A 25347-nucleotide genomic window follows, 5' to 3' on the forward strand; every position below is an offset into this window, starting at 1 on the left:
GTAAAAACGCCGCTATACTAAAACAACATTTTGAATGTATTGACCATTTTTTAAGGGGACAAAACATGCGTTTACTTCATACGATGCTGCGCGTTGGCGATCTGCAACGTTCTATTGATTTTTACACTAAAGTTCTGGGCATGAAGCTGCTGCGCACCAGTGAAAACACTGAATACAAATACTCACTGGCATTTGTCGGTTACGGCGAAGAAAGTGACGAAGCGGTGATTGAACTGACCTATAACTGGGGCGTTGACAAATACGAGCTGGGTACGGCTTATGGTCATATCGCCCTGAGCGTCGATAACGCGGCTGAAGCCTGTGAGCGCATTCGTCAGAATGGCGGTAACGTCACTCGTGAAGCTGGTCCGGTTAAAGGCGGCACGACCGTGATCGCTTTTGTTGAAGATCCGGACGGTTACAAAATCGAGCTGATCGAAGAGAAGGACGCCGGGAAAGGTCTCGGTAACTGATTCCTGCCGGGCGCAGTGGCTTTCTGCGCCCGTTGTTTTACTGCATCACTCCGCTTTTTTTGGCATAATGCGCGCTGCAATTTTTTCCGTACTAAGAGACCCTGATGTCCGATAACGCTCAACTTACCGGTCTGTGCGACCGTTTTCGTGGTTTCTATCCTGTCGTCATTGATGTTGAAACGGCCGGATTTAACGCCAGAACCGATGCGCTGCTTGAAATAGCTGCCATCACGCTGAAAATGGATGAACAAGGCTGGCTGATGCCGGACAGCACGCTGCAATTCCACGTAGAACCGTTTGAAGGCGCAAATTTGCAGCCTGAAGCACTGGCGTTTAACGGTATCGATCCATCCAACCCGCTGCGTGGCGCGGTGAGTGAATATGACGCCCTGCACGCCATTTTCAAAATGGTCCGCAAAGGAATTAAAGACAGCGGTTGCAGTCGCGCCATTATGGTCGCCCATAATGCAACGTTCGATCATAGCTTTATGATGGCTGCCGCTGAGCGTGCGTCGCTCAAACGCAACCCGTTCCATCCGTTCGTGACGTTTGATACTGCCGCCCTGAGCGGACTGGCTCTGGGACAAACGGTGCTCTCCAAAGCGTGTCTGGCGGCTGGCATGGAGTTTGACGGTACCCAGGCGCACTCAGCGCTGTACGATACCGAGCGCACCGCCGTGCTGTTTTGCGAGATAGTCAACCGTTGGAAGCGTCTGGGCGGTTGGCCGTTACCGCTACCTGAAGAAGCCTGATTCAAAGGGCCTGATAACGCTGTTTATCAGGCCGCTCCCCCTTCCACCTATACTGTATATTTGACCAGTATCAATACACCCTGCGCATTTCCCGCTATTCTGTTAAAAGGTCTTGATTCGCCAACATCGCTAAAGGGACAGGGAACATGTCAGCAAAAAATGCGCCGCCTCCGCTGCCGGATATTTTCTCACCGGCAACCCGCGACTGGTTTACCTCGGCATTTCAGCATCCCACGCCGGTGCAGTCGCAAACGTGGGCCGTGACCGCCGCAAATCAGCACGCGCTGGTGATCGCCCCGACCGGTTCGGGGAAAACCCTTGCCGCGTTTCTCTATGCCCTGGATAGCCTGTTTCGTGAAGGCGAGGCAGCGCACGCCACCACCTCCTCTGACAAAGAAAAGAAAGTCACCCGAATCCTCTATATTTCCCCGATAAAAGCCCTGGGTACGGATGTCCAGCGCAACCTGCAAATTCCCCTGCTGGGGATTAGCGAAGAACGGAAGAAATCCGGCGCGCCAGAGGTGGCTATTCGGGTTGGGATCCGCACCGGCGATACGTCGCCTCAGGAGCGTGCGAAGCTGAGTCGTCATCCGCCCGATATTCTGATCACCACGCCGGAGTCGCTTTATCTGATGCTCACCTCCCGCGCCAGAGAGACGCTGCGCGGCGTTGAAACGGTGATCGTCGATGAAGTACATGCGGTAGCTGGCACAAAACGCGGCGCGCATCTTGCGCTGAGTCTCGAACGTCTGGATACGCTTCTGGCAACGTCGGCGCAGCGCATTGGTTTGTCGGCGACCGTGCGTTCGGTTACAGCCGTTGCCGCTTTTCTGGGCGGCGATCGTCCGGTTACCGTTATCAATCCGCCTTCTACCCGTCACCCGGATATCCACATCGTCGCTCCAGCCGCCAATCTTGATGATGTCTTAGCGGACAATAGCGACAGCGGCGAGGCCATTCACAAGGGGCGAGAAGGTTCCATCTGGCCGCGCATTGAAGCCGGTATTCTCGATCAAATCCTTAGCCATCGTTCCACCATTGTTTTCACCAACTCGCGTGGGCTGGCGGAAAAGCTGACGGCCCGCCTGAATGAACTGTATCTTTCGCGACAACAAGCGTTGCCCCAACCGCAGGCAGAGCCGGTGCACTTTGACTCGCTAACCGGGTCCACCAGTAACCGGGCGCAGGACGCCGCAGAATACATTGCCCGTTCGCATCATGGTTCGGTGTCCAAAGAACAGCGTGCCGTCACCGAACATGCGCTGAAATCCGGCGAACTTCGCTGCGTGGTGGCGACCTCCAGTCTGGAACTGGGGATCGACATGGGGGCGGTTGATCTGGTGATTCAGGTGGCGACGCCCCTTTCTGTCGCCAGCGGCCTGCAGCGCATCGGGCGCGCCAGTCACCAGGTCGGTGGGGTATCAAAGGGGCTGTTCTACCCCAGAACCCGTCGGGATCTGATTGACTCTGCCGTCATCGTCGAGTGTATGTACGCCGGACAACTGGAAACGCTGACGCCGCCACGCAACCCGCTAGATATTCTGGCGCAGCAAACCGTTGCTGCCGTATCAATGGATCCACTCAATGTTGATGACTGGTATGCCCTCGTCCGCCGGGCTTCACCGTGGCAGGATTTGCCGAGAAGCGCATTTGACGCCACGCTGGATATGCTGGCAGGGCGCTATCCCTCCGGCGATTTTGCCGTCTTCCGACCGCGCATAATCTGGAACCGCGAAACCGGGTTATTAACGGCCCGTCCTGGCGCGCAGCTTCTGGCGGTAACCAGCGGCGGTACCATTCCGGACCGCGGCATGTTCAGCGTGCTGCTTCCCGAAGGGGATGAACAAGCCGGATCGCGTCGCGTAGGCGAACTGGATGAAGAAATGGTGTACGAATCACGCGTCAACGACATCATCACGCTGGGTGCTACCTCGTGGCGAATTCAACAAATCACCCGCGATCAGGTTATCGTTGTCCCCGCGCCCGGACGCTCGGCCAGACTGCCGTTCTGGCGCGGCGAAGGCGTCGGGCGCCCGGCGGAACTGGGAGAACGCATTGGTGATTTTATCCATACGATGTCCGATGACAACGCAGAACGCCGGCTCTCACCCCGACTGCGCGATGACAATGTTCTGTCGAATATCAAAGGGTTAATTGACGATCAAAAAAATGCTACGGGCGTGCTCCCCTGGAGTCGTCATCTGGTGCTTGAGCGCTGTCGCGATGAAATGGGTGACTGGCGGGTTATTCTGCATTCCCCTTATGGTCGTCGGGTACACGCGCCCTGGGCGCTGGCGATTGCCGGACGCCTCCATGCGCAGTGGGGGGCTGACGCGTCGATTGTTGCCAGTGATGATGGGATTGTCGCGCGCATACCGGACAGCGACGGGAAACTGCCCGATGCCGCTATTTTCCTGTTTGAACCGGAAAAACTGCTGCGCATTGTCCGGGAGGCCGTCAGCAGTACGGCACTGTTTGCTGCCCGCTTCAGAGAATGCGCCGCCCGCGCCCTGCTGATGCCGGGCCGCACGCCAGGGCGTCGTTCGCCGCTCTGGCAGCAACGCCTGCGCGCCAGTCAGCTTCTGGAAATCGCGGCGGGCTATCCTGATTTCCCCATTATTCTGGAAACGGCTCGTGAGTGCCTGCAGGACGTTTACGATCTCGACGCACTTGAGCAGGTCATACGCCGGTTGAACACCGGCGAGATCCAGATTTCTGAAGTGACCACGCCAACCCCCTCACCCTTCGCCACCGATCTACTCTTCGGCTACGTCGCGGAATTTATGTACGCCACCGACGCGCCGCTGGCGGAACGTCGGGCTTCGGTACTGGCGCTGGACAGCGAGCTGCTGGGCAACCTGTTAGGCCAGGGCGATCCACTGGAGTTGCTTGACCCGGAAATTATCCGCCAGGTTGAAGATGAACTTCAGCGGCGGGCGGCGGGCAGGAAAGCCCAGGGGATGGAAGGCGTTTACGATTTACTGCGCGAACTGGGACCAATGAGCGTCGACGAAATTGCCGCCAGACACGAAGGAACGCTCGCTGACATCAGGACATGGCTTGATGAGTTGTCCGCTGAAAAACGTATTTTCCCGGTCGTTATCGCGGACACGGCGCAGATGGCCTGCACGGACGATGCAGCCAGACTTCGTGACGCGCTGGGTATTCGCCTGCCTGCGACGATTTCACCGGCGTGGCTGCATCCGGTGAACGCGCCGCTGCGCGATCTTTTCCTGCGCTTCAGCCGTACCCACACGTTGTTTACTCGCACCCAGATTGCGCAGACGTTCGGGTTGGGGGTAGCCGTCGCCGGCGATCAACTGCGTCAATTGCGCGATGAGGGTGTCCTCATTCCGTTGCGTGCCAGTACTTCTTCCACGCCTGACGAAGCGTCAACGTGGGTGAATGAGGACGTATTTCATCGTCTTCGCATCCGCTCGCTGCATGCGGCAAGAGAGGCAACCCGTCCGGTTCCGGCAACGAGCTACACCCGACTGTTGCTGGAGCGTCAGGGACTTATTTCATCCGCCGACGGCAGCCCTGCGCGCCTACCGCCCTCCTCCACGGGTACGCTGGAAGGAAGTGACGGCGTCACGCGTGTTATTGAACAACTGGCCGGAGTCGGCCTGCCTGCCTCGTTGTGGGAAAGCCAGATTTTCCCTGCTCGTGTCCGTGATTATTCACCGGATATGCTCGATGAGTTGCTGGCGACAGGTGAAGTCATCTGGTCAGGACAAAAGAAACTGGGCGACGATGATGGACGGGTGGTACTGCATTTACGGGATTACCTGGCAGAAACGCTTTCCCCGCCATCCGGTGACAGCGAGGCGCTTTCAGACTTACAGCGCGCAATTTTGGACGTTCTTTCTGGTGGTGGCGCATGGTTTGCGCAGCAACTTAGCGCGTTGATTCAGACGCGTGCGGCAGACGCTGGCGGTGACGAATGGTTAACGCCAGCCACGCTGCATGAGGCACTTTGGGGTCTGGTCTGGCAAGGGTATATCACGACCGATATCTGGGCTCCGCTGCGTGGCCTGACGCGTACTGTCGCCGCATCGCGCCAGCCGTCACGACGTTCGCCGCGTATGCGTCGTGGACGCCCGGCTTATGCCGCGCCGCGCCTCTCGTCCATCGCTGTACCGGTTTCTTACACCACGCCTGCGCTGGCCGGTCGCTGGTCGCTGCTGCCGCGAGAGACGTTGAATGATACTGAAAGGATGCTGGCCTGTGCCGAGAATATGCTCGATCGCTACGGCGTAATTGGTCGCCAGGCCGTGATTGCCGAGAATGTGCCTGGCGGCTTTCCCGCCATGCAGACGCTGTGCCGAAGCATGGAAGATTCTGGGCGAATTCTGCGTGGGCGGTTCGTGGAGGGAATGGGCGGCGCGCAGTTTGCCGAGCGGGACACTGTCGATCGTCTTCGCGATCTGACGTCGTCGACGTCTGAACAACAGGCGTTTACGGCGGTGGCGCTATCTGCGAACGATCCCGCTAATCCCTGGGGAACGCTACTACCGTGGCCGACGCATCCGTCATCTCTGGTCCCCGGCCGGCGTAACGGCGCGTTTGTCGTGATTTCCGCTGGACAGTTGCGGCTGTACCTTGCTCAGGGAGGAAAAAAGATGATGATCTGGACAGAAAATGAGGAAATGCCTTCGCCGGAGATTTTCAGGGCGCTGGCGAGAGCCTTACGCCGTGAACCGCGACTGCGTTTCACACTGTCGGAAGTTAACGATAAACCGGTACGGCAAACCCCTCTCTTTACCCTGCTACGGGAAGTCGGGTTTTCCAGTTCGCCGCAGGGGCTGGACTGGGGATAGGAAGCGCAGAAATGAAAAGGAGCTTAACCTGAGTCAGGAAAAGCTCCCCTTTAACCGTCTACTGATTACTCAGCGTCTGATTCTTCAGATTTGTATTTTGCAGCGGTCTCTTTGATCAACTGCTGCAGTTCGCCGCGCTGGTACATTTCGATCAAAATGTCGCAGCCGCCAACCAGTTCACCGTCAACCCACAGCTGTGGGAAGGTCGGCCAGTTTGCATATTTTGGCAGTTCTGCGCGAATATCCGGGTTTTGCAGAATATCCACATAGGCAAAACGCTCACCACAGGCGGAAAGTGCCTGCACAGCCTGGGCGGAGAAGCCGCAGCTTGGCAGTTTTGGAGAACCTTTCATATACAGGAGAATCGGGTTTTCAGCGATCTGGCGCTGGATTTTTTCGATAGTGGTGCTCATTGTCTTGCTTCCTTAACTTCTTTTACGGCAGTCGACTGACATTGTAGCGTTTCAGAGCGACATCGGAAAATAACATTTTCATTACGCTTTACTATTTTATCGTCTGAACGCATAAGTTGCATTCCCAATAATAGTTTCCTCAGTGCCTGTGTCGAAAGTGTGCGCTAAATAAGCAGATTTAGCTTTGGCTGCTGTTTTTTTTTGCACTCAATAGCGAAACCGTATTTTTAACAATAAAAGCTATTAACTTTATTCGTTTCTATAGATTAGAATCATCAGGTTTTGTAAATCACACGCAGGTATGATTGCGACCTGCCTTAACAGAGGAATGCTCAGTGGCGCGGATAAACCGACTTTCCCTCACGCTCTGTGCTTTGCTATTTACAACGATTCCCTTTATGCCGATGGCACATGCGTCCAAGCAAGCCAGGGATACGGCTGGTCTTACGGATAGTAAGAAAACCAGCAACAAAAAGAAAAGTACGGCAACAGCAAAAAAAACGAATAAAACCAATCAAAAAACCGCCAGGAAAACGACCAGCAAAACCAGCACGAAAACCGCCTCTTCTTCTAAGAAAAAAATCACCGCCTCTGCCAAAACCAGCAAAACAGCCAGTCGCAAAAGTAAAACCGTCGCAGCGAAAAAGACAGCCGCTGTCAGCTGGAGTGAAAAGTGCACCCCGCGTAAAGGACACAAGCCGACGTGTGTGAAAGTGAAGAACACGGCGTCAGGAAAGATTGCGGATGCCCATAAAGTGAAAGTGCAAAAAGCGACCAGCACGGCGATGAACAAATTAATGAGTCAGATTGGCAAGCCGTACCGCTGGGGTGGTACGTCTCCGCGCACCGGTTTCGATTGCAGCGGTCTGGTTTATTACGCTTATAAAGATCTGGTTAAATTCCGTATTCCGCGCACAGCAAATGAAATGTATCACCTGCGTGATGCCGCACCGATTGATCGTGGGGAATTGAAAAATGGCGATCTGGTGTTCTTCCGCACTCAGGGACGTGGTACTGCCGATCACGTCGGCGTTTATGTCGGCAACGGCAAATTTATTCAGTCACCGCGCAGCGGTCAGGAAATCCAGATCACATCGCTCAGCGAAGATTACTGGCAACGCCACTATGTCGGCGCTCGCCGGGTCATGACACCCAAAACCATTCGTTAAAACTTTACCCTGTTGTTAACGCAACAGGGTAAGTTCATCTTTTGTCTCACCTTTCAATTTGCTACCCTATCCTTACGCACAATAAGGTTATTGCGCGAAATACTATTAATAATAAGGAGAGAAGCAATGTCGTTCGAATTACCTGCACTACCGTATGCCAAAGATGCGCTTGCGCCGCACATTTCCGCCGAGACGCTGGAATATCACTATGGCAAACACCATCAGACCTATGTCACCAACCTGAACAACCTGATCAAAGGCACCGCCTTTGAAGGGAAATCACTGGAAGAGATCGTACGCAGTTCGGAAGGCGGCGTGTTCAATAACGCTGCTCAGGTCTGGAACCACACGTTCTACTGGAACTGCCTGGCACCGAATGCTGGTGGCGAGCCAACCGGCGAACTGGCTGACGCGATTACCGCCTCTTTCGGCAGCTTTGCCGAGTTCAAAGCGCAATTTACCGACGCGGCGATCAAAAACTTCGGCTCTGGCTGGACCTGGCTGGTTAAAGGAAAAGAGGGCAAGCTGGCTATCGTTTCCACCTCCAACGCTGGCACGCCGTTGACCACCGACGCCACGCCGTTGATGACCGTCGACGTATGGGAACATGCGTACTACATTGACTACCGCAATGCGCGTCCTGGCTACCTTGAACACTTCTGGGCGCTGGTAAACTGGGAGTTTGTAGCGAAGAACTTCGCCGCGTAAAAAAGATAACGCAGAAGGGAATCCCTTCTGCGTTTTTGTCCTGCCGTTAACTGGCGACGCACACCTGTTCAGGTTGTTTTCTCGCCGAGACAAACACCAGCAACAGCGCCATACCCGCCACAATCGCCCCCATCACAGGAACAAAGCTGTAGCCTAATCCGCCTGAAATGACGGCCCCGCCAGCCGCAGCGCCCAGCGCATTTCCAAGGTTAAACGCGCCAATGTTCACGGAAGATGAGAGACCCGGCGCTTCATGAGCCACACGCATGACGCGCATTTGTAACGGAGGGACGACCGCAAAGGTTGCCGCCCCCCAGACCACCATGCTGACCGCCGCGCCCAGTTCATTCTGCGCCAGGAAAGGGATCGCCAGCATAATTACCATCAGCAGCAGCAAAAAGCCCTTCAGCGTGCCGTTAACCGAGCGATCGGCCAGTTTCCCTCCTAGGTAGTTGCCAATGGAGAAGCCCACACCGATCAGAACCAGCATCCCGGTCACAAAGGCCGGTGTCGCATGGGTGATGCTTTGCAGAACAGGCGAAATATAGGTATAGAGCGTGAACATGGCGCCCGCTCCTAGTACGGTAGTCAGTAGCGCGGAGAGCACCTGAGGACGCATCAGCACCGCCAGCTCTTTTTTCACTTCCGGGCGCGCCCCGGCACCGCCTTTTGGCAATGATAAGAAGAGACTCAACATCGAGATAACCCCCAGCCCCGCTGTCGCCATAAACGACATTCGCCAGCCGATGGTTTCACCCAGCCAGGTCGCCGCCGGCACACCGCCGATATTGGCGATGGTCAGCCCCATAAACATGGTCGCAACGGCGCTCGCCTGTTTGTGCTTCGGCACCACGCTTGCCGCCACCACCGAGCCCATGCCGAAGAATGCGCCGTGGTTAAGGCTGGTTAAAATACGTGACAACATCAGCGTGGTGTAATCCGGTGAAATCGCCGAGAGCACGTTACCGAGCGTAAAGATAGCCATCAGAAAAATGAGCGCATTACGGCGTCCGCGATGTGACAGCAACAGCGTCATCAACGGCGCGCCGACCATCACGCCAACCGCATAGGCACTAATCAGCATACCTGCCGCGGGAATAGACACATCAACGCCACGCGCGATGACGGGCAGCAGACCCATTGGCGAGAATTCGGTGGTACCGATGCCAAACGCACCAATGGCCAGCGCCAGTAACGGATAATTGATTTTCATGCAGTGATGACTCCGGCTCTTCGCGACAGGGCGCGATGCTTAACAAAGAGTCAAAAGCATGACATCAATCACAAAAAAAGAGAAGTTAACAAAAATACAAAAGACTTTTGCAGATTCAATAACAATATGGCGGGAGGTTCGAGGGAGCAGGAACTCCCCCGAGGGGATCAGTGCAGTGCCGCCGTCAGGCCGCCCGCAACGATTAAAGCCAGGACAATAAACGTGGTCACTAATGAAAATTTCAAATCGGTGCTCATCAACTTTTCTCCTTTTTATACCCACACAAAAAGTGATATAGCGCATTTTTACACACTTGAGTGTAAAAATCTCCCACGATTTAGAGTGATATGTGCTTTTAATACTTCCCCTTTTCGTAAAGATCAGACAAAATTCGACGCTTACTTGATTAGCGTACCGGCCATTGACCCCTTCCTGACGTTCCGTGTCGTTTCCCGGCGTGCCGCAGCCCTGACGTTGGGCACAGGATGAGTAAAGGCAAACGTTTACTTGGCGTAATTTAATGTTCAGGTTGGGTCTGGAGTGAGATTTAATGGCAACAATTAAAGATGTAGCGAAGCGCGCAAACGTTTCCACTACAACCGTGTCACACGTAATTAACAAAACGCGTTTCGTCGCTGAAGAAACACGCAATGCAGTGTGGGCGGCAATCAAAGAATTGCACTATTCCCCCAGCGCGGTTGCCCGTAGCCTGAAAGTTAACCATACCAAATCTATCGGTTTGCTGGCGACGAGCAGCGAAGCCCCCTATTTTGCTGAAATTATTGAAGCGGTTGAGAAGAACTGCTTCCAGAAGGGCTATACCCTGATCCTCGGCAACGTCTGGAACAACCTGGAAAAGCAGCGTGCCTATCTGTCGATGATGGCGCAAAAACGCGTTGATGGCCTGTTGGTAATGTGTTCCGAATACCCCGATCCCCTGCTCTCGATGCTGGAAGAATATCGTCATATCCCAATGGTGGTGATGGACTGGGGCGAAGCCAAAGCCGACTTCACTGATACGGTGATTGATAACGCCTTCGAGGGCGGCTACATGGCAGGCCGTTACCTCGTCGAGCGTGGACATCGCGAAATTGGCGTGATCCCAGGACTGATGGAGCGTAACACCGGCGCAGGCCGTTTGGCCGGATTTATGAAAGCGATGGATGAAGCGCTGATTAAAGTGCCTGAAAACTGGATTGTTCAAGGCGACTTCGAGCCGGAATCCGGCTACCGCGCCATGCAGCAAATTCTGTCGCAGGCGCATCGCCCAACGGCGGTCTTCTGTGGCGGCGATGTCATGGCGATGGGCGCCCTTTGCGCCGCTGATGAGATGGGTCTGCGCGTCCCGCAGGACGTGTCGCTGATAGGCTACGACAACGTGCGCAACGCCCGCTTCTTTACACCAGCGTTGACCACCATCCACCAGCCGAAAGATTCACTGGGTGAGACGGCCTTTAATATGTTACTGGACCGTATCGTCAATAAACGCGAAGAGTCGCAGTCTATTGAAGTCCACCCGCGCCTGGTGGAGCGCCGCTCCGTGGCGGATGGCCCGTTCCGCGACTACCGTCGTTAAGCCTCTTCTGCGGGAGTCTCATCGGGCTCCCGCAGCCACTCTTTGTTCAGCGTTTCACTGTCTCCCAGATAATCCAGCAGCCAGATCAGCGCAGGTGACATATCATTCTGCTGCCAGGTCAGGCAACAGGCCGCATCCGGGAAAGGATTCTCCAGATTTAACGCGACCCACTGCCCCTTGTTGAGATACGGCTTGGCGAAATGTGTCGGGACCATGCCGACACAGAGTCCGGCGCTGATACAAGTCGCGGAAGAATCCCAGTCCGGCACCACCACCCGCTTCTGATTGTCCAGCAGCCAGGTCACGCGTTTCGGCAGCGTGCGGGAGGTATCTTCCAGCACCAGCGACGGCCAGTTGCGCAACGTGTCATCGCTTAACGGCCCGCTCATGGCGGCCAGCGGATGCGTACTGGCAACGACACAACACCAGCTCAGCTTACCCATATCGCGGAAAGTGTATCGTCCGCCAACCGGGATCGCCTGGGTTGCCCCGATGGCGAGTTCGACCCGACCATCTGACAACGCGTCCCAGACGCCATTAAACACCTCCTGGAAGACCAGTAATTCCACGTCATCAAAGTGGCGGTAGAAATCGACGATCAATTGCCGCGTGCGTTCCGGGCGCACGATATTGTCCACCGCAATGGGGAGTTGCCCACGCCAGCCGTTAGCGATCTGCTGACACTGTTGACGCGTGATCTGCATTTTTTTGATGACAGAGCGGCCTTCTTTCAAAAACCAGGCGCCCGCCGGGGTTAACACCACATCACGATGGCGACGTTCAAAAAGCGGGACGGCCAGCCACTCTTCCAGTTGGCGAACCGTATAGCTGACCGCTGAAGGCACCCGGTGCAACTCCTGGGCCGCGGAACTGAAGCTCCCATTGCGTGCCACGGCATCGACCACTTCCAGCGCATATTCTGACCACATAATCTGCCTACAAAATTTTTGAATGCAATAAACAAATATTACCGTTTCACAAGCCCAAATTCACTCCCTACACTCTGCGCCAGTGTGATTAATCAAAATTAGAGAACAACTATGCAACCAGGAAAAGGGTTTTTAGTCTGGCTGGCAGGGCTCAGCGTGTTGGGTTTTCTGGCAACCGACATGTATTTGCCCGCTTTTGCCGCCATTCAATCTGACCTGCAAACACCGGCCTCTGCCGTCAGCGCCAGCCTGAGTCTGTTTTTAGCAGGCTTTGCCGTCGCCCAACTGCTGTGGGGACCCCTCTCTGACCGTTATGGCCGTAAACCGATCCTGCTGCTGGGTCTGTCTGTCTTCGCCCTCGGTAGCCTGGGTATGCTGTGGGTGGAGAGCGCAACGGGCCTGTTAGTACTGCGTTTTATTCAGGCCGTGGGAGTCTGCGCGGCGACCGTCATCTGGCAGGCGCTGGTTACCGATTACTATCCTTCGCATAAAATTAACCGCATTTTCGCGACCATCATGCCGCTGGTCGGGCTGTCTCCTGCACTGGCTCCGTTATTAGGCAGTTGGATTCTGACCCATCTTTCCTGGCAGGCGATCTTTGCCACGCTGTTTTTCATCACGCTGCTGCTGATGCTGCCCGCCCTGTTTTTAAAGCCCACCACCCGGGCTCGCGATGACAGCAAGGACAAACTGACGTTCACCACCCTGCTGCGTGCGAAAGCGTACCGCGGCAACGTCCTGATTTACGCCGCCTGTTCTGCCAGCTTCTTTGCGTGGTTGACCGGTTCCCCGTTTATTTTGAGTGAAATGGGCTACAGCCCGGCGGTGATTGGGCTGAGCTACGTACCGCAGACCATTGCTTTTCTGATTGGCGGCTATGGCTGTCGCGCCGCGTTGCAAAAATGGCAGGGACAACAGCTCCTGCCCTGGCTGCTGGTTATCTATGCGCTGAGCGTGGTGGCAACCTGGGCGGCAAGTTTTATCCATCACATCACGCTTGCAGAGATCCTGATCCCCTTCTGCATAATGGCGATTGCCAACGGGGCTATTTACCCGATTGTGGTTGCCCAGGCGCTGCGTCCATTCCCGCAGGCGACGGGTCGTGCCGCAGCCCTGCAAAATACCCTGCAGTTGGGTCTGTGCTTCCTGGCAAGCCTGGTCGTTTCCTGGCTTATCAGCACACCGCTGTTGACCACGACCAGCGTGATGTTGTCTACGGTGGTACTGGCTGGACTGGGCTATAAGATGCAACTGCAGCCTTCTAACGACTGTGCGCAGCATGATAATTGCGGGATTGCCCACAGCGAATCCCATTGATATCACTCATAATCACCGTTAATTAGTCGGCTAACAATTTTTGGTTGTATCATCGTTTTTTGAGGCCTATACTAAATTTCGGTTGTTAAAAATTACGATAATTATTATGTGTTAACGGGAACCGGAGCGTTCCCGGTTCCCCATGGATGGCCTTTTCGGCAAGGGGTCCTCCCTTCCTCTGTTCTACGTCGGATAATAGACTCGCGGAATGTTTCCGTGAGATTTCTCACTAAGCCCAAAAAGCGTCTACGCTGTTTTAAGGTTCTGATCACCGACCAGTGATGGAGAAACTATGAGTTCATCGTGTATAGAAGAAGTCAGCGTACCGGATGACGACTGGTACCGTATCACTAACGAATTATTAAGCCGCGCGGGCATTGCCATCAACGGCTCTTCACCAGCAGATATACGCGTTAAAAACCCCGATTTTTTCAAACGCGTTTTACAAGAGGGGTCGCTCGGTCTGGGTGAGAGTTACATGGATGGCTGGTGGGAATGCGATCGGCTGGACCAGTTTTTTAGCAAAGTTCTGCGAGCAGGACTGGAAAACCAACTTCCCCACCATTTCAAAGATACCCTCCGCATTGCGGCCGCTCGCCTGTTCAATCTGCAAAGTAAAAAACGAGCGTGGATCGTCGGTAGAGAACATTACGATCTCGGCAACGATCTGTTCAGCCGTATGCTCGACCCTTTTATGCAGTATTCCTGCGCGTACTGGAAAGACGCGGATACTCTGGAGGCGGCGCAGCAGGCCAAACTGCGGTTAATCTGCGAGAAATTGCAACTGCAACCCGGTATGCGTGTGCTGGATATTGGCTGCGGCTGGGGGGGGTTATCGCACTATATGGCGACGCATTACGGCGTCAGTGTGGTTGGCGTGACGATTTCAGCCGAGCAGCAGACAATGGCTCAGGCCCGCTGTGCCGGGCTGGATGTGTCGATTCTGTTGCAGGATTATCGTGATTTGCACGATCAGTTTGACCGCATTGTCTCGGTAGGCATGTTTGAGCACGTCGGCCCTAAAAATTACGCGACCTATTTTGACGTGGTTGATCGCAATCTGAAACCTGAAGGGCTGTTCTTATTACATACCATCGGTTCGAAGAAAACCGACAATAATGTCGACCCGTGGATCAACAAGTATATCTTCCCGAATGGTTGCCTCCCGTCAGTACGTCAGATAGCCAACGCCAGTGAATCGCACTTTGTGATGGAAGACTGGCATAACTTCGGCGCGGATTACGACAAGACGCTGATGGCATGGTACGAGCGTTTTCTCGCTGCCTGGCCTGAAATTGCCGAGAACTATTCCGAGCGTTTTAAACGGATGTTCAGCTACTACCTCAACGCCTGTGCCGGCGCGTTTCGCGCCCGCGATATTCAGCTCTGGCAGGTGGTATTCTCGCGCGGCGTTGAAGACGGCCTGCGCGTAGCCCGCTAAACTTTCTTATGCCCCCGCCGTCTTGCGGGGGCTGGAGGGTTTTACGCTTCGCTGGCGGTTTTCGTTACCGCCGCTTCACGCGCAGCCAACACGCGTTCTACCGTATCCACCACCGCCTGCGTTTGCGGATCGATTTCGATATTGACGCGCGCGCCCAGTTTTTTCTTACCCAGCGTCGTGCGTTCCAGGGTTTCCGGAATAAGATGCACGCAAAAACGCGTCGCGGTGACTTCTCCGACGGTCAGGCTGATCCCATCAATCCCGATAAAACCTTTGTACAAGATGTATTTCATTAGCGTCGGATCCTGGACTTTGAACCAGATCTGACGGTTGTTTTCGGAGGTTAAAATCTTTGACACTTCCGCGGTGGTCATGATGTGACCGGACATCAGATGCCCGCCAATCTCATCGCTGAATTTTGCCGCACGCTCGACGTTAAGCAGGTCGCCCACCTTCAGATCGCCCAGATTGGTGATCCGCAGCGTTTCTTTCATCAAATCAAAACTAATGCGATTGCCGTTAATTTCTGTGACGGTCAGGCAACAGCCGTTATGCGCCACCGATGCGCCCGTTTCCAGCGCGTCCAGCATGTATTCAGGTAATTCCACTACATGGGTGCGAAAATTGGGTTTTTCATCGATCGACACCAGTTTTGCGGTGCCCTGCACAATACCTGTAAACATACCTGCAACTCCTGAATTCAGTTAAGCCATTTCTGCCTGCCACAATAGCAGTTGGAAAATCAGGTTGCCAGTGAAGTGCCCCTTGGCCTGTTTTTTTCACTGGTGAAATTAGCATTCATCGCTACAATAGACTGAAATTTCCCCTTACATCTTCTTCTTGCTGCCACCCGTGGCGGCTTTTTTAGTCTCTCAAATAAAAACAAAATGATAGGTGTACACGTGCAGAAGTATATCAGTGAAGCGCGTCAGTTATTGGCTCTGGCAATACCGGTGATTCTTGCGCAAATCGCCCAAACCGCAATGGGGTTCGTCGATACCGTGATGGCGGGTGGTTACAGCGCCACCGACATGGCGGCCGTCGCCATTGGCACCTCCATCTGGCTGCCCGCCATTCTGTTCGGCCACGGGTTGCTGCTGGCGCTGACTCCGGTGATTGCTCAGCTCAATGGTTCCGGACGCCGCGATCGCATTGCGCATCAGGTGCGTCAGGGCTTCTGGCTAGCGGGTTTCGTCTCACTGCTGATTATGATTGTGCTGTGGAACGCCGGTTATATCATCCGCTCTATGCATAACATCGATCCGGCCCTGGCGGATAAAGCCGTCGGTTACCTTCGTGCATTGTTATGGGGCGCACCGGGCTATCTGTTCTTCCAGGTTGCGCGTAACCAGTGCGAAGGTCTGGCGAAAACCAAACCCGGCATGGTGATGGGTTTTCTTGGCCTGCTGGTCAACATCCCGGTGAACTATATCTTTATCTATGGTCACTTCGGCATGCCGGAACTCGGCGGTGTCGGCTGCGGTGTGGCGACTGCGGCGGTCTATTGGGTGATGTTTAGCGCCATGCTCTGGTACGTGAAACATGCGCGTTCAATGCGCGATATCCGCAATGAACAGCGTTTCAGCAAGCCGGATAACGTAGTGATGAAGCGTCTGGTGCAACTGGGTCTGCCGATTGCGCTGGCACTGTTCTTTGAAGTCACATTGTTCGCCGTGGTGGCGCTCCTGGTTTCGCCGCTGGGCATTGTCGATGTCGCTGGTCACCAGATCGCCCTGAACTTCAGTTCGCTGATGTTTGTTTTGCCGATGTCACTGGCGGCGGCGGTCACTATTCGCGTGGGCTATCGTCTCGGACAAGGTTCAACGCTGGATGCGCAAACCGCCGCGCGTACTGGTTTAGGCGTTGGCGTCTGCATGGCGTGTCTGACGGCTATCTTTACCGTGACGCTGCGTGAGCACATCGCCCTGCTCTATAACGACAATCCTGAAGTGGTGACGCTGGCGGCGCAACTGATGCTGCTGGCGGCGGTTTATCAGATTTCGGACTCCATCCAGGTCATCGGCAGCGGGATCCTGCGTGGTTACAAAGATACGCGTTCGATTTTCTTTATCACCTTTACCGCCTACTGGGTGTTGGGATTACCGAGCGGTTATATTCTTGCCCTGACCGACCTGGTGGTGGACAGGATGGGGCCGGCTGGATTCTGGATGGGCTTTATCATCGGCCTGACGTCGGCGGCGGTTATGATGATGCTGCGAATGCGCTTCCTGCAACGTCTGCCTTCTACGGTGATTCTGCAGCGCGCTGCGCGATAAAACGACGATAGCCGCCAGCTGGCGGCTATTCTCTCGACATTTTGCGCACTTCCTCCGCAATCGAGTGAAATCCGGAAGAAAATTACCATTTCCCTCTTGCCACCTCCCGGCTCTGCCGCTAATATTCGTCCCCGTTGTCACACACAACGTTGCGTTCATAGCTCAGTTGGTTAGAGCACCACCTTGACATGGTGGGGGTCGTTGGTTCGAGTCCAATTGAACGCACCATTTTGCGTCCGTAGCTCAGTTGGTTAGAGCACCACCTTGACATGGTGGGGGTCGGTGGTTCGAGTCCACTCGGACGCACCATTTCACCGCCTGGTGATAGGGTGCCTGTTCTCTTTCCCTGCTCTCCTATTTTTCTCTGGTATTATTTCTCATCACTCAGTTTCGCGTAATAAAAATCAATAAATTACCCATTCATTGATTCATATTCCTGACTTGCGGGTGTGGGGGAAGTCTTCGCTTACCTTCCCATTAACCGTGTTGTATTGATGCAGCTTATTAACTACTTTCACTCCTCGCTTGCCATGACCTCCACTGCAGCATGAATGGGGTTTGCGCGCCCTGATTCTGGTACACTCCCCGACATAGTGTCAGGGAGAAGAGTTCAGTTCATTGTCACTGTGAATGATCATTACGTCGTTGAATGGAGAATGGATATGCCGAAATTGTTACAACTTCACTTCGCTTTTACTGGCCCATTTGGCGCAGAAATGGCTGAGCAACTGCGTGGTCTGGCGGAGTCGATTAACCAGGAGCCGGGATTTATCTGGAAGGTGTGGACGGAGAGTGAGCAAAACAAGGAAGCGGGAGGGATCTATCTTTTCGAAAGCGAGGAGACCGCGCTGGCTTATCTGGATAAACATACCGCGCGTTTAAAAAACCTTGGCGTTGACGAAGTCATCGCGAAAGTGTTTGACGTGAATATTCCGTTGAGCAAAATCAACAACGCCAGAGTGGGTTAATAATGCCGCAGAGGGGGATTTTCCCCCTCTGCGGATTTAACGTGACGCCAGGCTGGAGAGATATTTTTCCCCCGAGCGTTGCACGATTTGACTGGCATTGTGGGTAATATTCTGCCCTTCAAATGCCCCGTACAGACTGGAAAACGTCACCGTGTTTAACCGCTGGATGATCCCACCGACGGTTTTCGATGACAGCGGCAACATGTTCGGATAGCTCCACATAAACGACACCGCGTCAGCACCGGGAGTGACCTGCAAGATATCTCCGGCGAGGATCGTCCCTTCCCCCTCCTCCAGATACAGAACCGTTCCCCCCGCAAAATGGCCGCCCAGACGCAATAAGCTGACGCCAGGAAGCACGTTGTGTTCTTCCCCTTCCCATAGCCGAATCCAGGGGCTGTCGCGCATGATCCAGTCCCTGTCAGCCGCGTGGAGCCAGACGGGAGCGTCAAACGCCTCCGCCCAGTCCTGCATGGTGGTGTAGTAATGAGGATGCGAAATCGCGATGGCGCTCAATCCCCCCATAGCGCGGATGAGCGTTCGGGTTGCCGGATCCAGATTCGCAACGCAATCCCAAAGGATATTTCCCACCGGCGTCCTGAGCAGAAACGCCCGCTGGTTTATGGCAAAGGAAGGAACCGTTTTCAGACTGAAAAGTTGCGGCGTATGCTGCTGCCACTTATTGGTATGGCTGGCGATGAGCTCATCAAAGTCCATCCAGGCCTGCCCGGATACAGGGATATATTGCCGCTCATCGTCGCAGATTTTACAACGTTTAACGTTGCCGTGGTGGTTATCGTATGAGGTGCCACAGGCTTTACACAGCGTTATCATCGTCACTCCTTTCCTCACAATAAACACCGTTAAGTATGGCAGAGGACACCGCTCGTCAGGCACGTAAGCGATTCCAGACCGAAACATCCGGGCCTTCCTCAACTACACTGACATGATGTAACCGCAATCCCAGCGGCAAAATAAAAATAACAGGACGGACAGGAGTATGAAAAAAATCGCGATTATCGGAGCTGGCCCCACAGGCGTCTATACCTTTTTCTCATTACTAAAAGAGGAGCAGCCACTGGAGATCGTCGTTTTTGAACGCGGAAACCGGGCAGGAATTGGTATGCCTTACACCCATTCTGATAATAGTCCAATGATGTTGGCAAATATTGCCAGTATTGAGGTCCCACCTCTTTTTGACACCTGGCTTGAGTGGTTGCAAACCCAGGAAGCGCAGTACCTTGCACAGTTTGCCGTTAAGAAAGAAACGCTGCACCAGCGTCAGTTTCTGCCACGCATTCTGCTCGGCGACTATTTTCGCGCGCAGTTTTTGCAGGCCGTCCACCACGCAGAAAATCGAGGATGTAAGGTGAGATTGTACGAATCCTGTGAAGTCACGGATGTCTCAGCTGTGTCCACTGGCGTACAACTCTGGACCGATCAACACACGGAGCCGCTGCATGTCGACTTAGCAGTGATTGCCACGGGACACGTCTGGCCGGACGATGACGAATCCACGCACGCATTTTATCCCAGCCCCTGGTCCGGCTTGATGGACGCGGACGTGCCCGCCGCCAAAGTGGGCATTCTTGGAACCTCATTGAGCGCTCTGGATGCCGCAATGGCGGTTGCGGTACAGCATGGAACCTTTCACGAAACAGAGGAACATCAGGTCAATTTCACACTGAATAAAGGCAGTGAAGCGCTGGAGATTACGCTGATGTCCCGTTCCGGCATTTTGCCGGAAGCCGACTTCTATTGTCCTATACCCTATGAACCGCTGGAGTACGTTACCGATGAGGCTATTCAGCGCGAAATCGCTGCCGGTTCAACAGAACTCCTCGATCGCGTTTTTAGACTGATGCAGCAAGAACTCGCCTTAGCCGATCCCAAATGGGCCAGGCAAATGTCGCTCTCCTCACTGGATGCGGATAGCTTTCCCGTCGCGGTGTTTGCCGACAGAGCGCGCAGCGATCCGTTCGAATGGGCGGCCGCAAATCTGAAAGAGGTCGACGAGAATAAGCGTAACAAACACACCGTTGCCTGGCGCTATACCTTGCTGCGTTTACATGAAAAGGTTCAGGAGATCGTTACGCACCTGAATGAACAGGATAGTGAACGATTTAACATCGGTCTCGCTCGCGTATTTATTGATAATTATGCGGCGATCCCCTCAGAGTCAGTTCGCCGAATGCTGGCGTTGCACGCAGCCGGTATTCTGCGCATTCTCACGCTGGGACAGGATTACAGGAAGGAGATAAAAGCGGATCGCACTGAGATTACGACGCACAACGATCGCCTGTCCTTTGACGTATTCATCGATGCACGTGGCCAAAAACCCCTGAAGACCAAAGACTTACCGTTCCCGCGATTACGCCAGCAATTACTGTCGTGTGGAGATGCAATTCCGGACGTTGGCGATGATTACACGCTTCAGGCACCAGAGAACGTTCGCGGACGAATTGCCTTTGGTGCCTTGCCCTATTTAATGCACGATCGGCCCTTTATCCAGGGACTCGTCGCCTGCCAGGAAATTGGCAACGCGATGGCCAGGGCAGTATCAAAACCGGCTTCCCGCCTGCGCAGACGTTTATCGATTTACGATCGCTAACGCCGCACGCATTGTGGATGCATCCAGATTCCTATTTGCTCTATACTTGTCGGAAGTCAAAAACGAGCGAAGAAAGGTGAATAATGGAAATTGATCTCGATAATCTGGTCTTTAACGGACTGGAAGAGGCGCAGGAACGTAACGCTGAACGTCTGGACGATGCGGACAAAAAAGCAGAATCGGTGATTGCCGATGATGACTGCGGCGACGCCTGCAAAATCTGATTTGTTTCAGCCTACCGCGCAGTTCTGCGCGGTAGTTCCTTCAACGTCTTTTATTTCCTTTGCATCTCCGTGGTGAGTGCAGATTTCATTCCAGTACACCTCGCGCATCCGACGGTGTTCAGCGTGTTGTTTGATCACGAAACCACTCCGGGTCAATGTTAGCAATGTCCACGCCATACAGGCTGGCGACAGGAAGAATGGACTCCACAACGCGCTGCAGATTGACCTCTGCACCGGGCTGTCGGGTCCGCTTTGGCGTGATGGCAACTCGCATCCAACGACGCGCCATCTGCATGTTTACCTTCTCCATCTCCGGCTCCTCTGTTTTGTCAGGTGCTTTTCATTGCAGCGCAAACCGCACAAAAAATGAAATGCGAATTCTGCGCACCGTTATCTGTTTTTGTTCGTTAGTAACCCTTCGTTAACACACTGTTCACTAATAACTTTTTGCATATAAATAAGACTTTTTTCTTCTTTTGCTGCGGGTTCGGGTTGTGGGAGCGTAAAAGGACAAACCAATAATTTCAGGGATATCAAAGAAAATGATGGCAACGAAAACACAACGTACGAAAAAAACGATTCTCGCCCTCGGCGTCATGCTCGCCACGAGTTTTTTGAGCATTCAGGCGCAGGCCGATCAACTCGCTGATATCAAGGCCGCAGGCGTGGTCAAGGTTGCGACGTTTGACGCTAACCCGCCGTTTGGCTCCGTCGATGCGAAAACCCATCAGATCGTGGGTTACGATGTTGATTTCGCTCAGGCGCTGGCAGCATCGCTGGGTGTGAAACTGGAACTGGTCGCCACCAATCCCGCTAACCGTATTCCGCTGCTGCAATCGGGGAAAGCCGATCTGATCGTTGCTGATATTACGATCACCCCCGAGCGCGCCCAGGTCATCGACTTCTCTGTGCCCTACTTTGTCACCGGTCAGCAATTCCTGGTGCCTGCCTCGTCACCCGATAAGCTGGATGAGTACAGCCGCGCACGCATTGGCGCAGTGAAAGGAACCACCGGTGAGCAGGCGCTACATCAGCGGTTCCCGCAATCCCGTGTGCTGGCCTATGATGATATCCCGCTGGCGTTAACTGCCCTGCGCAACGGCAACGTGCAGGCTATCACTCAGGACTCCACTATCCTGGCGGGTTTGCTCAGTGGCGCACCGGACAAAGCGCAGTTTAAAATCCTGCCGGATTTACTCAGCAAAGAGGAAATCGGCGTGGGCGTGAAGAAAGGCGAACCGGCGTTGTTGAAAGCGGTTAACGATGAATTATTGCGACTCGAATCCAGTGGGCAGGCAGGCAAAATTTATGATGTCTGGTTTGGCCCGGAAACGAAAAATCCGCAGCCGCGCGCCTTTAAAATTGAGGCCAGATAAGATGCTGGCTGGTTTATTCACCCCGTCCGCAGCCGGAGCTGCGGATTTCCACACATTGCGCCAGGCGCGAGTTGAGTTACGCGACGTGGTGAAAGCGTACGGCGATCACCGGGTACTCAACGGTGTCAGTCTCACCGTCGAACCCGGTGAAGTTGTGACTATTCTTGGCCCCTCGGGATCGGGGAAATCGACCCTGATCCGCCTGATTAACCAACTGGAATCATTGAGTGGCGGCGATATCTTTATTGATGACAAACCGGTCGGTCAACTTAAGGGGGCCGCGCTGCGACAGCTGCGTAGCCGCATTGGTTTTGTATTCCAGCAGTTCAATCTGTATGCCCATCTGACGGCGCAGCAGAATATCACCCTCGCGCTGGAGTACGTCCACGGCTGGAATAAAACCGACGCCACACAACGCGCCTATGCCCTGCTGGAACAGGTCGGGCTGGAAGAGAAAGCGAGTGCTTATCCGGCACAGCTTTCCGGCGGTCAACAGCAGCGGGTGGCGATTGCCCGCGCGCTGGCCTCTTCGCCGCAAATTCTCCTGTTTGATGAGCCCACCTCTGCTCTCGATCCGGAAATGATCGGTGAGGTGTTACAGGTCATGAAACGTCTGGCGCACAGCGGTATTACAATGATTGTGGTCACCCACGAGATGCATTTTGCCCGTGAAATCGCCGACCGGGTGGTGTTTATCGACGGCGGCGATATTCTCGAAATCGCCTCCCCGGAGGCCTTTTTTACCCGGCCGCAGCACCCGCGCACCCAGCGTTTTCTGCAAAAAGTGCTGGATCCGTTGCATCAGGAGTTATCACGATAATGCCGTCAATGGACTGGCAGGGAGTGCTCACCGGCCTGCCCCTGCAATGGATCCTCTCCGGATTTCTCACCACGCTGTGGGTCAGCGCCGCAGGCATTTTCCTCGCCACGCTGTTGGCCATCTTGCTGTTAGCCCTTCGTCTTTCCGGCCATCGCATGGGCCGTCGCCTGGTGGCTGGTTGGGTATCGCTGTTTCGTAACACCCCGCTGCTGGTCCAGTTGCTGTTCTGGTACTTCGCCGGCTGGAACCTGCTGCCGCGCAGTTTTATTGCTTTTGTCAACGCAGAGCATGGCTGGTCAATCCTGCCCGGCAACGTCTGGTGGCTGACCCCCGAGTTTCTTTGCTCAGCGTGGGGACTCGGCGTCTTTACCTCGGCATTCCTGGTCGAAGAAGTCGCCTCCGGATTGCAGGCGGTCTCCGCCGGACAACGCGAAGCCGCGATCTCACAGGGATTTTCCTCATGGCAGACCTTCCGCCATATCCTGCTGCCGCAGGGACTAACCAATGCCTGGCAACCGGTGGTGGGGCAATATCTCAACCTGATGAAACTATCGTCATTAGCCAGCGGGATTGGCTTTGCGGAACTGACCTACCAGGTTCGCCAGATTGAAAGCTACAACGCCCATGCGCTGGAGGCCTTTGCCGTGGGCACTGCGCTTTATCTGTTCACCGGCGTGACGTTCGGTCTGCTGTTGACCCATCTGGGGCCCGCCCCCCGACTGGAAAAAAAGCCGCAACTCCGCCGGTTCCGGTTCAGGAGTCCCCAGCATGATCGCTAATATTGCGGTGATAACCGACAATCTGGATTATCTCCTGTGGGGACGACTGGCCGACGGTCAACCTGGCGGTGTATTGTTGACCCTGATGATGGCGCTGGGTGCGGCGGTGCTGGCCTTACCTGCCGGTATTGCCCTTGCCGCTCTCGCCTGGCGTTTTCCGGGCGTCATCCGTAAGGGATTGTTCATCTGGGCAGAGCTCATACGCGGGATACCACTGATCTTCGTTATTTTCTGGATGTGGTATCTGCTCCCTATGCTTACCGGCAGCGATCTGCCCGGTGCGGCAACGGTGACGCTGGCGCTGGCCTGGTTTACCGCTGCGTCGGTGATGCATTCTGTGTACGCGGGACTCAACGCACTACCCGCCGGACAATATGATGCGGCAATGGCGCAGGGTTTTAGCCCTGTTCAGGCATTAAGAAGGGTTCTGCTACCGCAGGTGTTACGCCATATCCTTCCCTCCCTGACCGGGATATGCATTGGTCTGCTGAAGGACACATCGCTGGCGTTTATCGTCAACGTGCCGGAACTGACGACGGTGGCGGGACAGGTTAACAGCCGGGAACAGATTTACCCGGCGGCTATCTTCATCTTTACGGGCCTGGTCTACTATCTGCTTTGCTACGGGCTGGAGAAAGCGACCCGGCGAGGGTTTGCGCTTCGTTGAACGATCAGCACTCAACAAACTGGTGCGCGTCGTCGAGTCGGTATTTCACACCGACGCGGATCCCGGCTTCACCTTCAACCGCGACGGCGAAACGCATGCGTTTGCCGTCATGATACGCCAGCGCCGCGCAGCCGCCCGGTCCCAGCACGACGGAATCCACCACCCCGCTACTGGCAACGATCGCGTTATCGCCGTTACAGATGATATGCACATTATCGCCACTGTTAGCGATTTTCGCATTGGCGCCAAAGCTCACTATCTGGCTCAGGTCACCGTTACTGGCGACATGATTTCTTTCACCGAGCGAACTCACCCGCACACGCATCCCGCTGCTGGCGATCCGCGTTCCGTTACCGGCGCTGCTGATTCGCGTGGAGTTTCCTGCGGCGGCCAGCCGCGCGCGATCCCCGGAACTGCTGATATGGCTGTTGTAGCCAACGCTGCCAATGCGCACGCAGTATCCCGCACTGGCAATTTGTGACGCATAGCCTGCGCTGGCGATCTTCATGTTATCACCCGCACAGCCCAGATTCGCGTTATCACCCGCGTTCGCCACCTGCTGATCGCCCATTGAGATATCTGGCCGCGCCAGTCGCGACATGGCGGAGATATCCTGGCGGGCAAAATTTTCTTCATCCAGCCAGCGCGACCAGGCGTATTCCACCAGGCTGTTCGCCCAGTCGAGATAACCTTCGCGACTCAACGCCCGATGCACATCAGCGTAGTTGCCGCCTTCAGGAAAACGGCGCAGAAACCAGCGGTACATCACCGCGCCAACCCGCCAGTTGCGTATATCTTCTCGCGTGATCAGCATA

24 protein-coding genes and 2 tRNA genes are annotated in these 25347 nt (G+C 54.7%); 18 read left to right on the plus strand and 8 right to left on the minus strand.

Annotation, left to right across the window (positions count from 1 at the left end; all coding sequences use genetic code 11):
• Positions 1-65 precede the first annotated feature (65 nt).
• The 3 genes from gloA to OGW13_RS20985 all read left to right on the plus strand — a co-directional run bounded on the left by gloA (position 66) and on the right by OGW13_RS20985 (position 6045).
• Entirely contained in the window at positions 66-473 is a 408-nt protein-coding gene (gene gloA, locus OGW13_RS20975) for a lactoylglutathione lyase (protein WP_043000807.1), read from the plus strand.
• 104 nt (positions 474-577) lie between these two features.
• A complete protein-coding gene (gene rnt, locus OGW13_RS20980; RefSeq protein WP_043000808.1) occupies positions 578-1225 on the plus strand; it encodes a ribonuclease T in 648 nt (215 codons plus the stop codon).
• Between the two features lie 146 nt (positions 1226-1371).
• Positions 1372-6045, plus strand: coding sequence for an ATP-dependent helicase (locus OGW13_RS20985; protein WP_287116439.1), 4674 nt, complete (start codon positions 1372-1374; stop codon positions 6043-6045).
• A 65-nt stretch (positions 6046-6110) separates the two neighbouring features.
• On the opposite strand, the gene grxD is transcribed toward OGW13_RS20985, so the two are convergent.
• Positions 6111-6458 (minus strand): monothiol glutaredoxin 4, encoded by a 348-nt coding sequence (gene grxD / locus OGW13_RS20990; protein WP_042319226.1) that lies wholly within the window; start codon positions 6456-6458, stop codon positions 6111-6113.
• A 335-nt stretch (positions 6459-6793) separates the two neighbouring features.
• Here grxD and OGW13_RS20995 point away from each other — a divergent pair, with 335 nt between their 5' ends.
• Together OGW13_RS20995 and sodB are read left to right on the plus strand one after the other, a co-directional pair.
• Positions 6794-7627, plus strand: coding sequence for a C40 family peptidase (locus OGW13_RS20995; protein ID WP_043000810.1), 834 nt, complete (start codon positions 6794-6796; stop codon positions 7625-7627).
• A gap of 126 nt (positions 7628-7753) precedes the next feature.
• Positions 7754-8335 (plus strand): superoxide dismutase [Fe], encoded by a 582-nt coding sequence (gene sodB, locus OGW13_RS21000; protein ID WP_043000811.1) that lies wholly within the window; start codon positions 7754-7756, stop codon positions 8333-8335.
• 46 nt (positions 8336-8381) lie between these two features.
• Here the strand turns inward: sodB and OGW13_RS21005 are convergent, their stop codons facing one another.
• Together OGW13_RS21005 and cydH are read right to left on the minus strand one after the other, a co-directional pair.
• Complete coding sequence (locus OGW13_RS21005) at positions 8382-9548, minus strand: MFS transporter (protein WP_287116440.1); 1167 nt, start codon at positions 9546-9548, stop codon at positions 8382-8384.
• A 167-nt stretch (positions 9549-9715) separates the two neighbouring features.
• Positions 9716-9805, minus strand: coding sequence for a cytochrome bd-I oxidase subunit CydH (gene cydH / locus OGW13_RS21010; protein WP_086512609.1), 90 nt, complete (start codon positions 9803-9805; stop codon positions 9716-9718).
• Positions 9806-10098: 293 nt separating this feature from the next.
• Between cydH and purR the strand changes: the two genes are divergently transcribed.
• Positions 10099-11124 carry an HTH-type transcriptional repressor PurR gene (gene purR / locus OGW13_RS21015; RefSeq protein WP_044265381.1) on the plus strand — a complete coding sequence of 342 codons (1026 nt, stop codon included), beginning with the start codon at positions 10099-10101 and terminating at the stop codon, positions 11122-11124.
• On the opposite strand, the gene punR is transcribed toward purR, so the two are convergent.
• Entirely contained in the window at positions 11121-12053 is a 933-nt protein-coding gene (gene punR, locus OGW13_RS21020; protein WP_043000814.1) for a DNA-binding transcriptional activator PunR, read from the minus strand. The genes purR and punR overlap by 4 nt on opposite strands.
• A 111-nt stretch (positions 12054-12164) precedes the next feature.
• Here punR and punC point away from each other — a divergent pair, with 111 nt between their 5' ends.
• On the plus strand, positions 12165-13370 hold the full coding sequence (punC, locus tag OGW13_RS21025) for a purine nucleoside transporter PunC (RefSeq protein WP_043000815.1): 1206 nt from the start codon (positions 12165-12167) through the stop codon (positions 13368-13370).
• 292 nt (positions 13371-13662) lie between these two features.
• A complete protein-coding gene (gene cfa, locus OGW13_RS21030) occupies positions 13663-14811 on the plus strand; it encodes a cyclopropane fatty acyl phospholipid synthase (RefSeq protein ID WP_287116441.1) in 1149 nt (382 codons plus the stop codon).
• Positions 14812-14852: 41 nt separating this feature from the next.
• Here cfa and OGW13_RS21035 read toward each other — a convergent pair whose 3' ends face one another.
• Positions 14853-15494 carry a riboflavin synthase gene (locus tag OGW13_RS21035; protein ID WP_043000817.1) on the minus strand — a complete coding sequence of 214 codons (642 nt, stop codon included), beginning with the start codon at positions 15492-15494 and terminating at the stop codon, positions 14853-14855.
• 219 nt (positions 15495-15713) lie between these two features.
• Here OGW13_RS21035 and mdtK point away from each other — a divergent pair, with 219 nt between their 5' ends.
• The 4 genes from mdtK (at position 15714) to OGW13_RS21055 (ending at position 18055) form a co-directional block, all read left to right on the plus strand.
• The gene (gene mdtK / locus OGW13_RS21040; RefSeq protein WP_043001940.1) at positions 15714-17087 is read left to right on the plus strand and encodes a multidrug efflux MATE transporter MdtK; all 1374 of its coding nucleotides are present in this window, start codon (positions 15714-15716) and stop codon (positions 17085-17087) included.
• Positions 17088-17238: 151 nt separating this feature from the next.
• Positions 17239-17315, plus strand: a tRNA-Val gene (locus OGW13_RS21045).
• Positions 17316-17319: 4 nt separating this feature from the next.
• A tRNA-Val gene (locus OGW13_RS21050) sits at positions 17320-17396 on the plus strand.
• A 353-nt stretch (positions 17397-17749) separates the two neighbouring features.
• Complete coding sequence (locus OGW13_RS21055; protein ID WP_043000818.1) at positions 17750-18055, plus strand: monooxygenase; 306 nt, start codon at positions 17750-17752, stop codon at positions 18053-18055.
• Between the two features lie 36 nt (positions 18056-18091).
• Here OGW13_RS21055 and OGW13_RS21060 read toward each other — a convergent pair whose 3' ends face one another.
• A complete protein-coding gene (locus tag OGW13_RS21060; RefSeq protein WP_043000819.1) occupies positions 18092-18889 on the minus strand; it encodes an MBL fold metallo-hydrolase in 798 nt (265 codons plus the stop codon).
• A 166-nt stretch (positions 18890-19055) separates the two neighbouring features.
• On the opposite strand from OGW13_RS21060, the gene OGW13_RS21065 reads away from it, so the two are divergent.
• Positions 19056-20666 (plus strand): FAD-NAD(P)-binding protein, encoded by a 1611-nt coding sequence (locus OGW13_RS21065; RefSeq protein ID WP_287116442.1) that lies wholly within the window; start codon positions 19056-19058, stop codon positions 20664-20666.
• Between the two features lie 83 nt (positions 20667-20749).
• The gene (locus tag OGW13_RS21070) at positions 20750-20890 is read left to right on the plus strand and encodes a hypothetical protein (protein WP_090050030.1); all 141 of its coding nucleotides are present in this window, start codon (positions 20750-20752) and stop codon (positions 20888-20890) included.
• Positions 20891-21008: 118 nt separating this feature from the next.
• Here the strand turns inward: OGW13_RS21070 and OGW13_RS21075 are convergent, their stop codons facing one another.
• Complete coding sequence (locus OGW13_RS21075; protein ID WP_044265393.1) at positions 21009-21200, minus strand: hypothetical protein; 192 nt, start codon at positions 21198-21200, stop codon at positions 21009-21011.
• A gap of 232 nt (positions 21201-21432) precedes the next feature.
• On the opposite strand from OGW13_RS21075, the gene OGW13_RS21080 reads away from it, so the two are divergent.
• Genes OGW13_RS21080 through OGW13_RS21095 form a run of 4 tightly spaced genes read left to right on the plus strand, consistent with a single transcriptional unit; the run spans position 21433 to position 24532 of the window.
• Positions 21433-22266, plus strand: a complete 834-nt coding sequence (locus OGW13_RS21080; protein ID WP_043000822.1) for an ABC transporter substrate-binding protein — start codon at positions 21433-21435, stop codon at positions 22264-22266.
• Position 22267: 1 nt separating this feature from the next.
• The gene (locus tag OGW13_RS21085) at positions 22268-23086 is read left to right on the plus strand and encodes an amino acid ABC transporter ATP-binding protein (RefSeq protein ID WP_090050027.1); all 819 of its coding nucleotides are present in this window, start codon (positions 22268-22270) and stop codon (positions 23084-23086) included.
• A complete protein-coding gene (locus tag OGW13_RS21090; protein WP_161804584.1) occupies positions 23083-23865 on the plus strand; it encodes an amino acid ABC transporter permease in 783 nt (260 codons plus the stop codon). Before OGW13_RS21085 ends, OGW13_RS21090 begins: the two co-directional genes overlap by 4 nt.
• Positions 23855-24532: an amino acid ABC transporter permease gene (locus OGW13_RS21095; RefSeq protein ID WP_222168080.1), complete on the plus strand. Its 678-nt coding sequence runs from the start codon at positions 23855-23857 to the stop codon at positions 24530-24532. The genes OGW13_RS21090 and OGW13_RS21095 overlap by 11 nt, the downstream gene beginning before the upstream one ends.
• 4 nt (positions 24533-24536) lie before the next feature.
• On the opposite strand, the gene ydhT is transcribed toward OGW13_RS21095, so the two are convergent.
• Positions 24537-25346 (minus strand): protein YdhT, encoded by an 810-nt coding sequence (gene ydhT, locus OGW13_RS21100; RefSeq protein ID WP_287116443.1) that lies wholly within the window; start codon positions 25344-25346, stop codon positions 24537-24539.
• Position 25347 lies beyond the last annotated feature (1 nt).

This window comes from Citrobacter sp. Ca225, from assembly GCF_030337175.1.
GTDB classification, from domain to species: Bacteria; Pseudomonadota; Gammaproteobacteria; order Enterobacterales; family Enterobacteriaceae; genus Citrobacter_A; species Citrobacter_A amalonaticus.

Bases quoted from the DNA above. Each gene is read 5' to 3' on its own strand.
- gloA (WP_043000807.1), top strand. From the start codon at position 66: ATGCGTTTACTTCATACGATGCTGCGCGTTGGCGATCTGCAACGTTCT.
- rnt (WP_043000808.1), top strand. From the start codon at position 578: ATGTCCGATAACGCTCAACTTACCGGTCTGTGCGACCGTTTTCGTGGT.
- OGW13_RS20985 (WP_287116439.1), top strand. From the start codon at position 1,372: ATGTCAGCAAAAAATGCGCCGCCTCCGCTGCCGGATATTTTCTCACCG.
- grxD (WP_042319226.1), bottom strand. From the start codon at position 6,458: ATGAGCACCACTATCGAAAAAATCCAGCGCCAGATCGCTGAAAACCCG.
- sodB (WP_043000811.1), top strand. From the start codon at position 7,754: ATGTCGTTCGAATTACCTGCACTACCGTATGCCAAAGATGCGCTTGCG.
- OGW13_RS21005 (WP_287116440.1), bottom strand. From the start codon at position 9,548: ATGAAAATCAATTATCCGTTACTGGCGCTGGCCATTGGTGCGTTTGGC.
- cydH (WP_086512609.1), bottom strand. From the start codon at position 9,805: ATGAGCACCGATTTGAAATTTTCATTAGTGACCACGTTTATTGTCCTG.
- purR (WP_044265381.1), top strand. From the start codon at position 10,099: ATGGCAACAATTAAAGATGTAGCGAAGCGCGCAAACGTTTCCACTACA.
- punR (WP_043000814.1), bottom strand. From the start codon at position 12,053: ATGTGGTCAGAATATGCGCTGGAAGTGGTCGATGCCGTGGCACGCAAT.
- punC (WP_043000815.1), top strand. From the start codon at position 12,165: ATGCAACCAGGAAAAGGGTTTTTAGTCTGGCTGGCAGGGCTCAGCGTG.
- cfa (WP_287116441.1), top strand. From the start codon at position 13,663: ATGAGTTCATCGTGTATAGAAGAAGTCAGCGTACCGGATGACGACTGG.
- OGW13_RS21035 (WP_043000817.1), bottom strand. From the start codon at position 15,494: ATGTTTACAGGTATTGTGCAGGGCACCGCAAAACTGGTGTCGATCGAT.
- OGW13_RS21055 (WP_043000818.1), top strand. From the start codon at position 17,750: ATGCCGAAATTGTTACAACTTCACTTCGCTTTTACTGGCCCATTTGGC.
- OGW13_RS21060 (WP_043000819.1), bottom strand. From the start codon at position 18,889: ATGATAACGCTGTGTAAAGCCTGTGGCACCTCATACGATAACCACCAC.
- OGW13_RS21065 (WP_287116442.1), top strand. From the start codon at position 19,056: ATGAAAAAAATCGCGATTATCGGAGCTGGCCCCACAGGCGTCTATACC.
- OGW13_RS21070 (WP_090050030.1), top strand. From the start codon at position 20,750: ATGGAAATTGATCTCGATAATCTGGTCTTTAACGGACTGGAAGAGGCG.
- OGW13_RS21075 (WP_044265393.1), bottom strand. From the start codon at position 21,200: ATGGAGAAGGTAAACATGCAGATGGCGCGTCGTTGGATGCGAGTTGCC.
- OGW13_RS21080 (WP_043000822.1), top strand. From the start codon at position 21,433: ATGATGGCAACGAAAACACAACGTACGAAAAAAACGATTCTCGCCCTC.
- OGW13_RS21085 (WP_090050027.1), top strand. From the start codon at position 22,268: ATGCTGGCTGGTTTATTCACCCCGTCCGCAGCCGGAGCTGCGGATTTC.
- OGW13_RS21095 (WP_222168080.1), top strand. From the start codon at position 23,855: ATGATCGCTAATATTGCGGTGATAACCGACAATCTGGATTATCTCCTG.
- ydhT (WP_287116443.1), bottom strand. From the start codon at position 25,346: ATGCTGATCACGCGAGAAGATATACGCAACTGGCGGGTTGGCGCGGTG.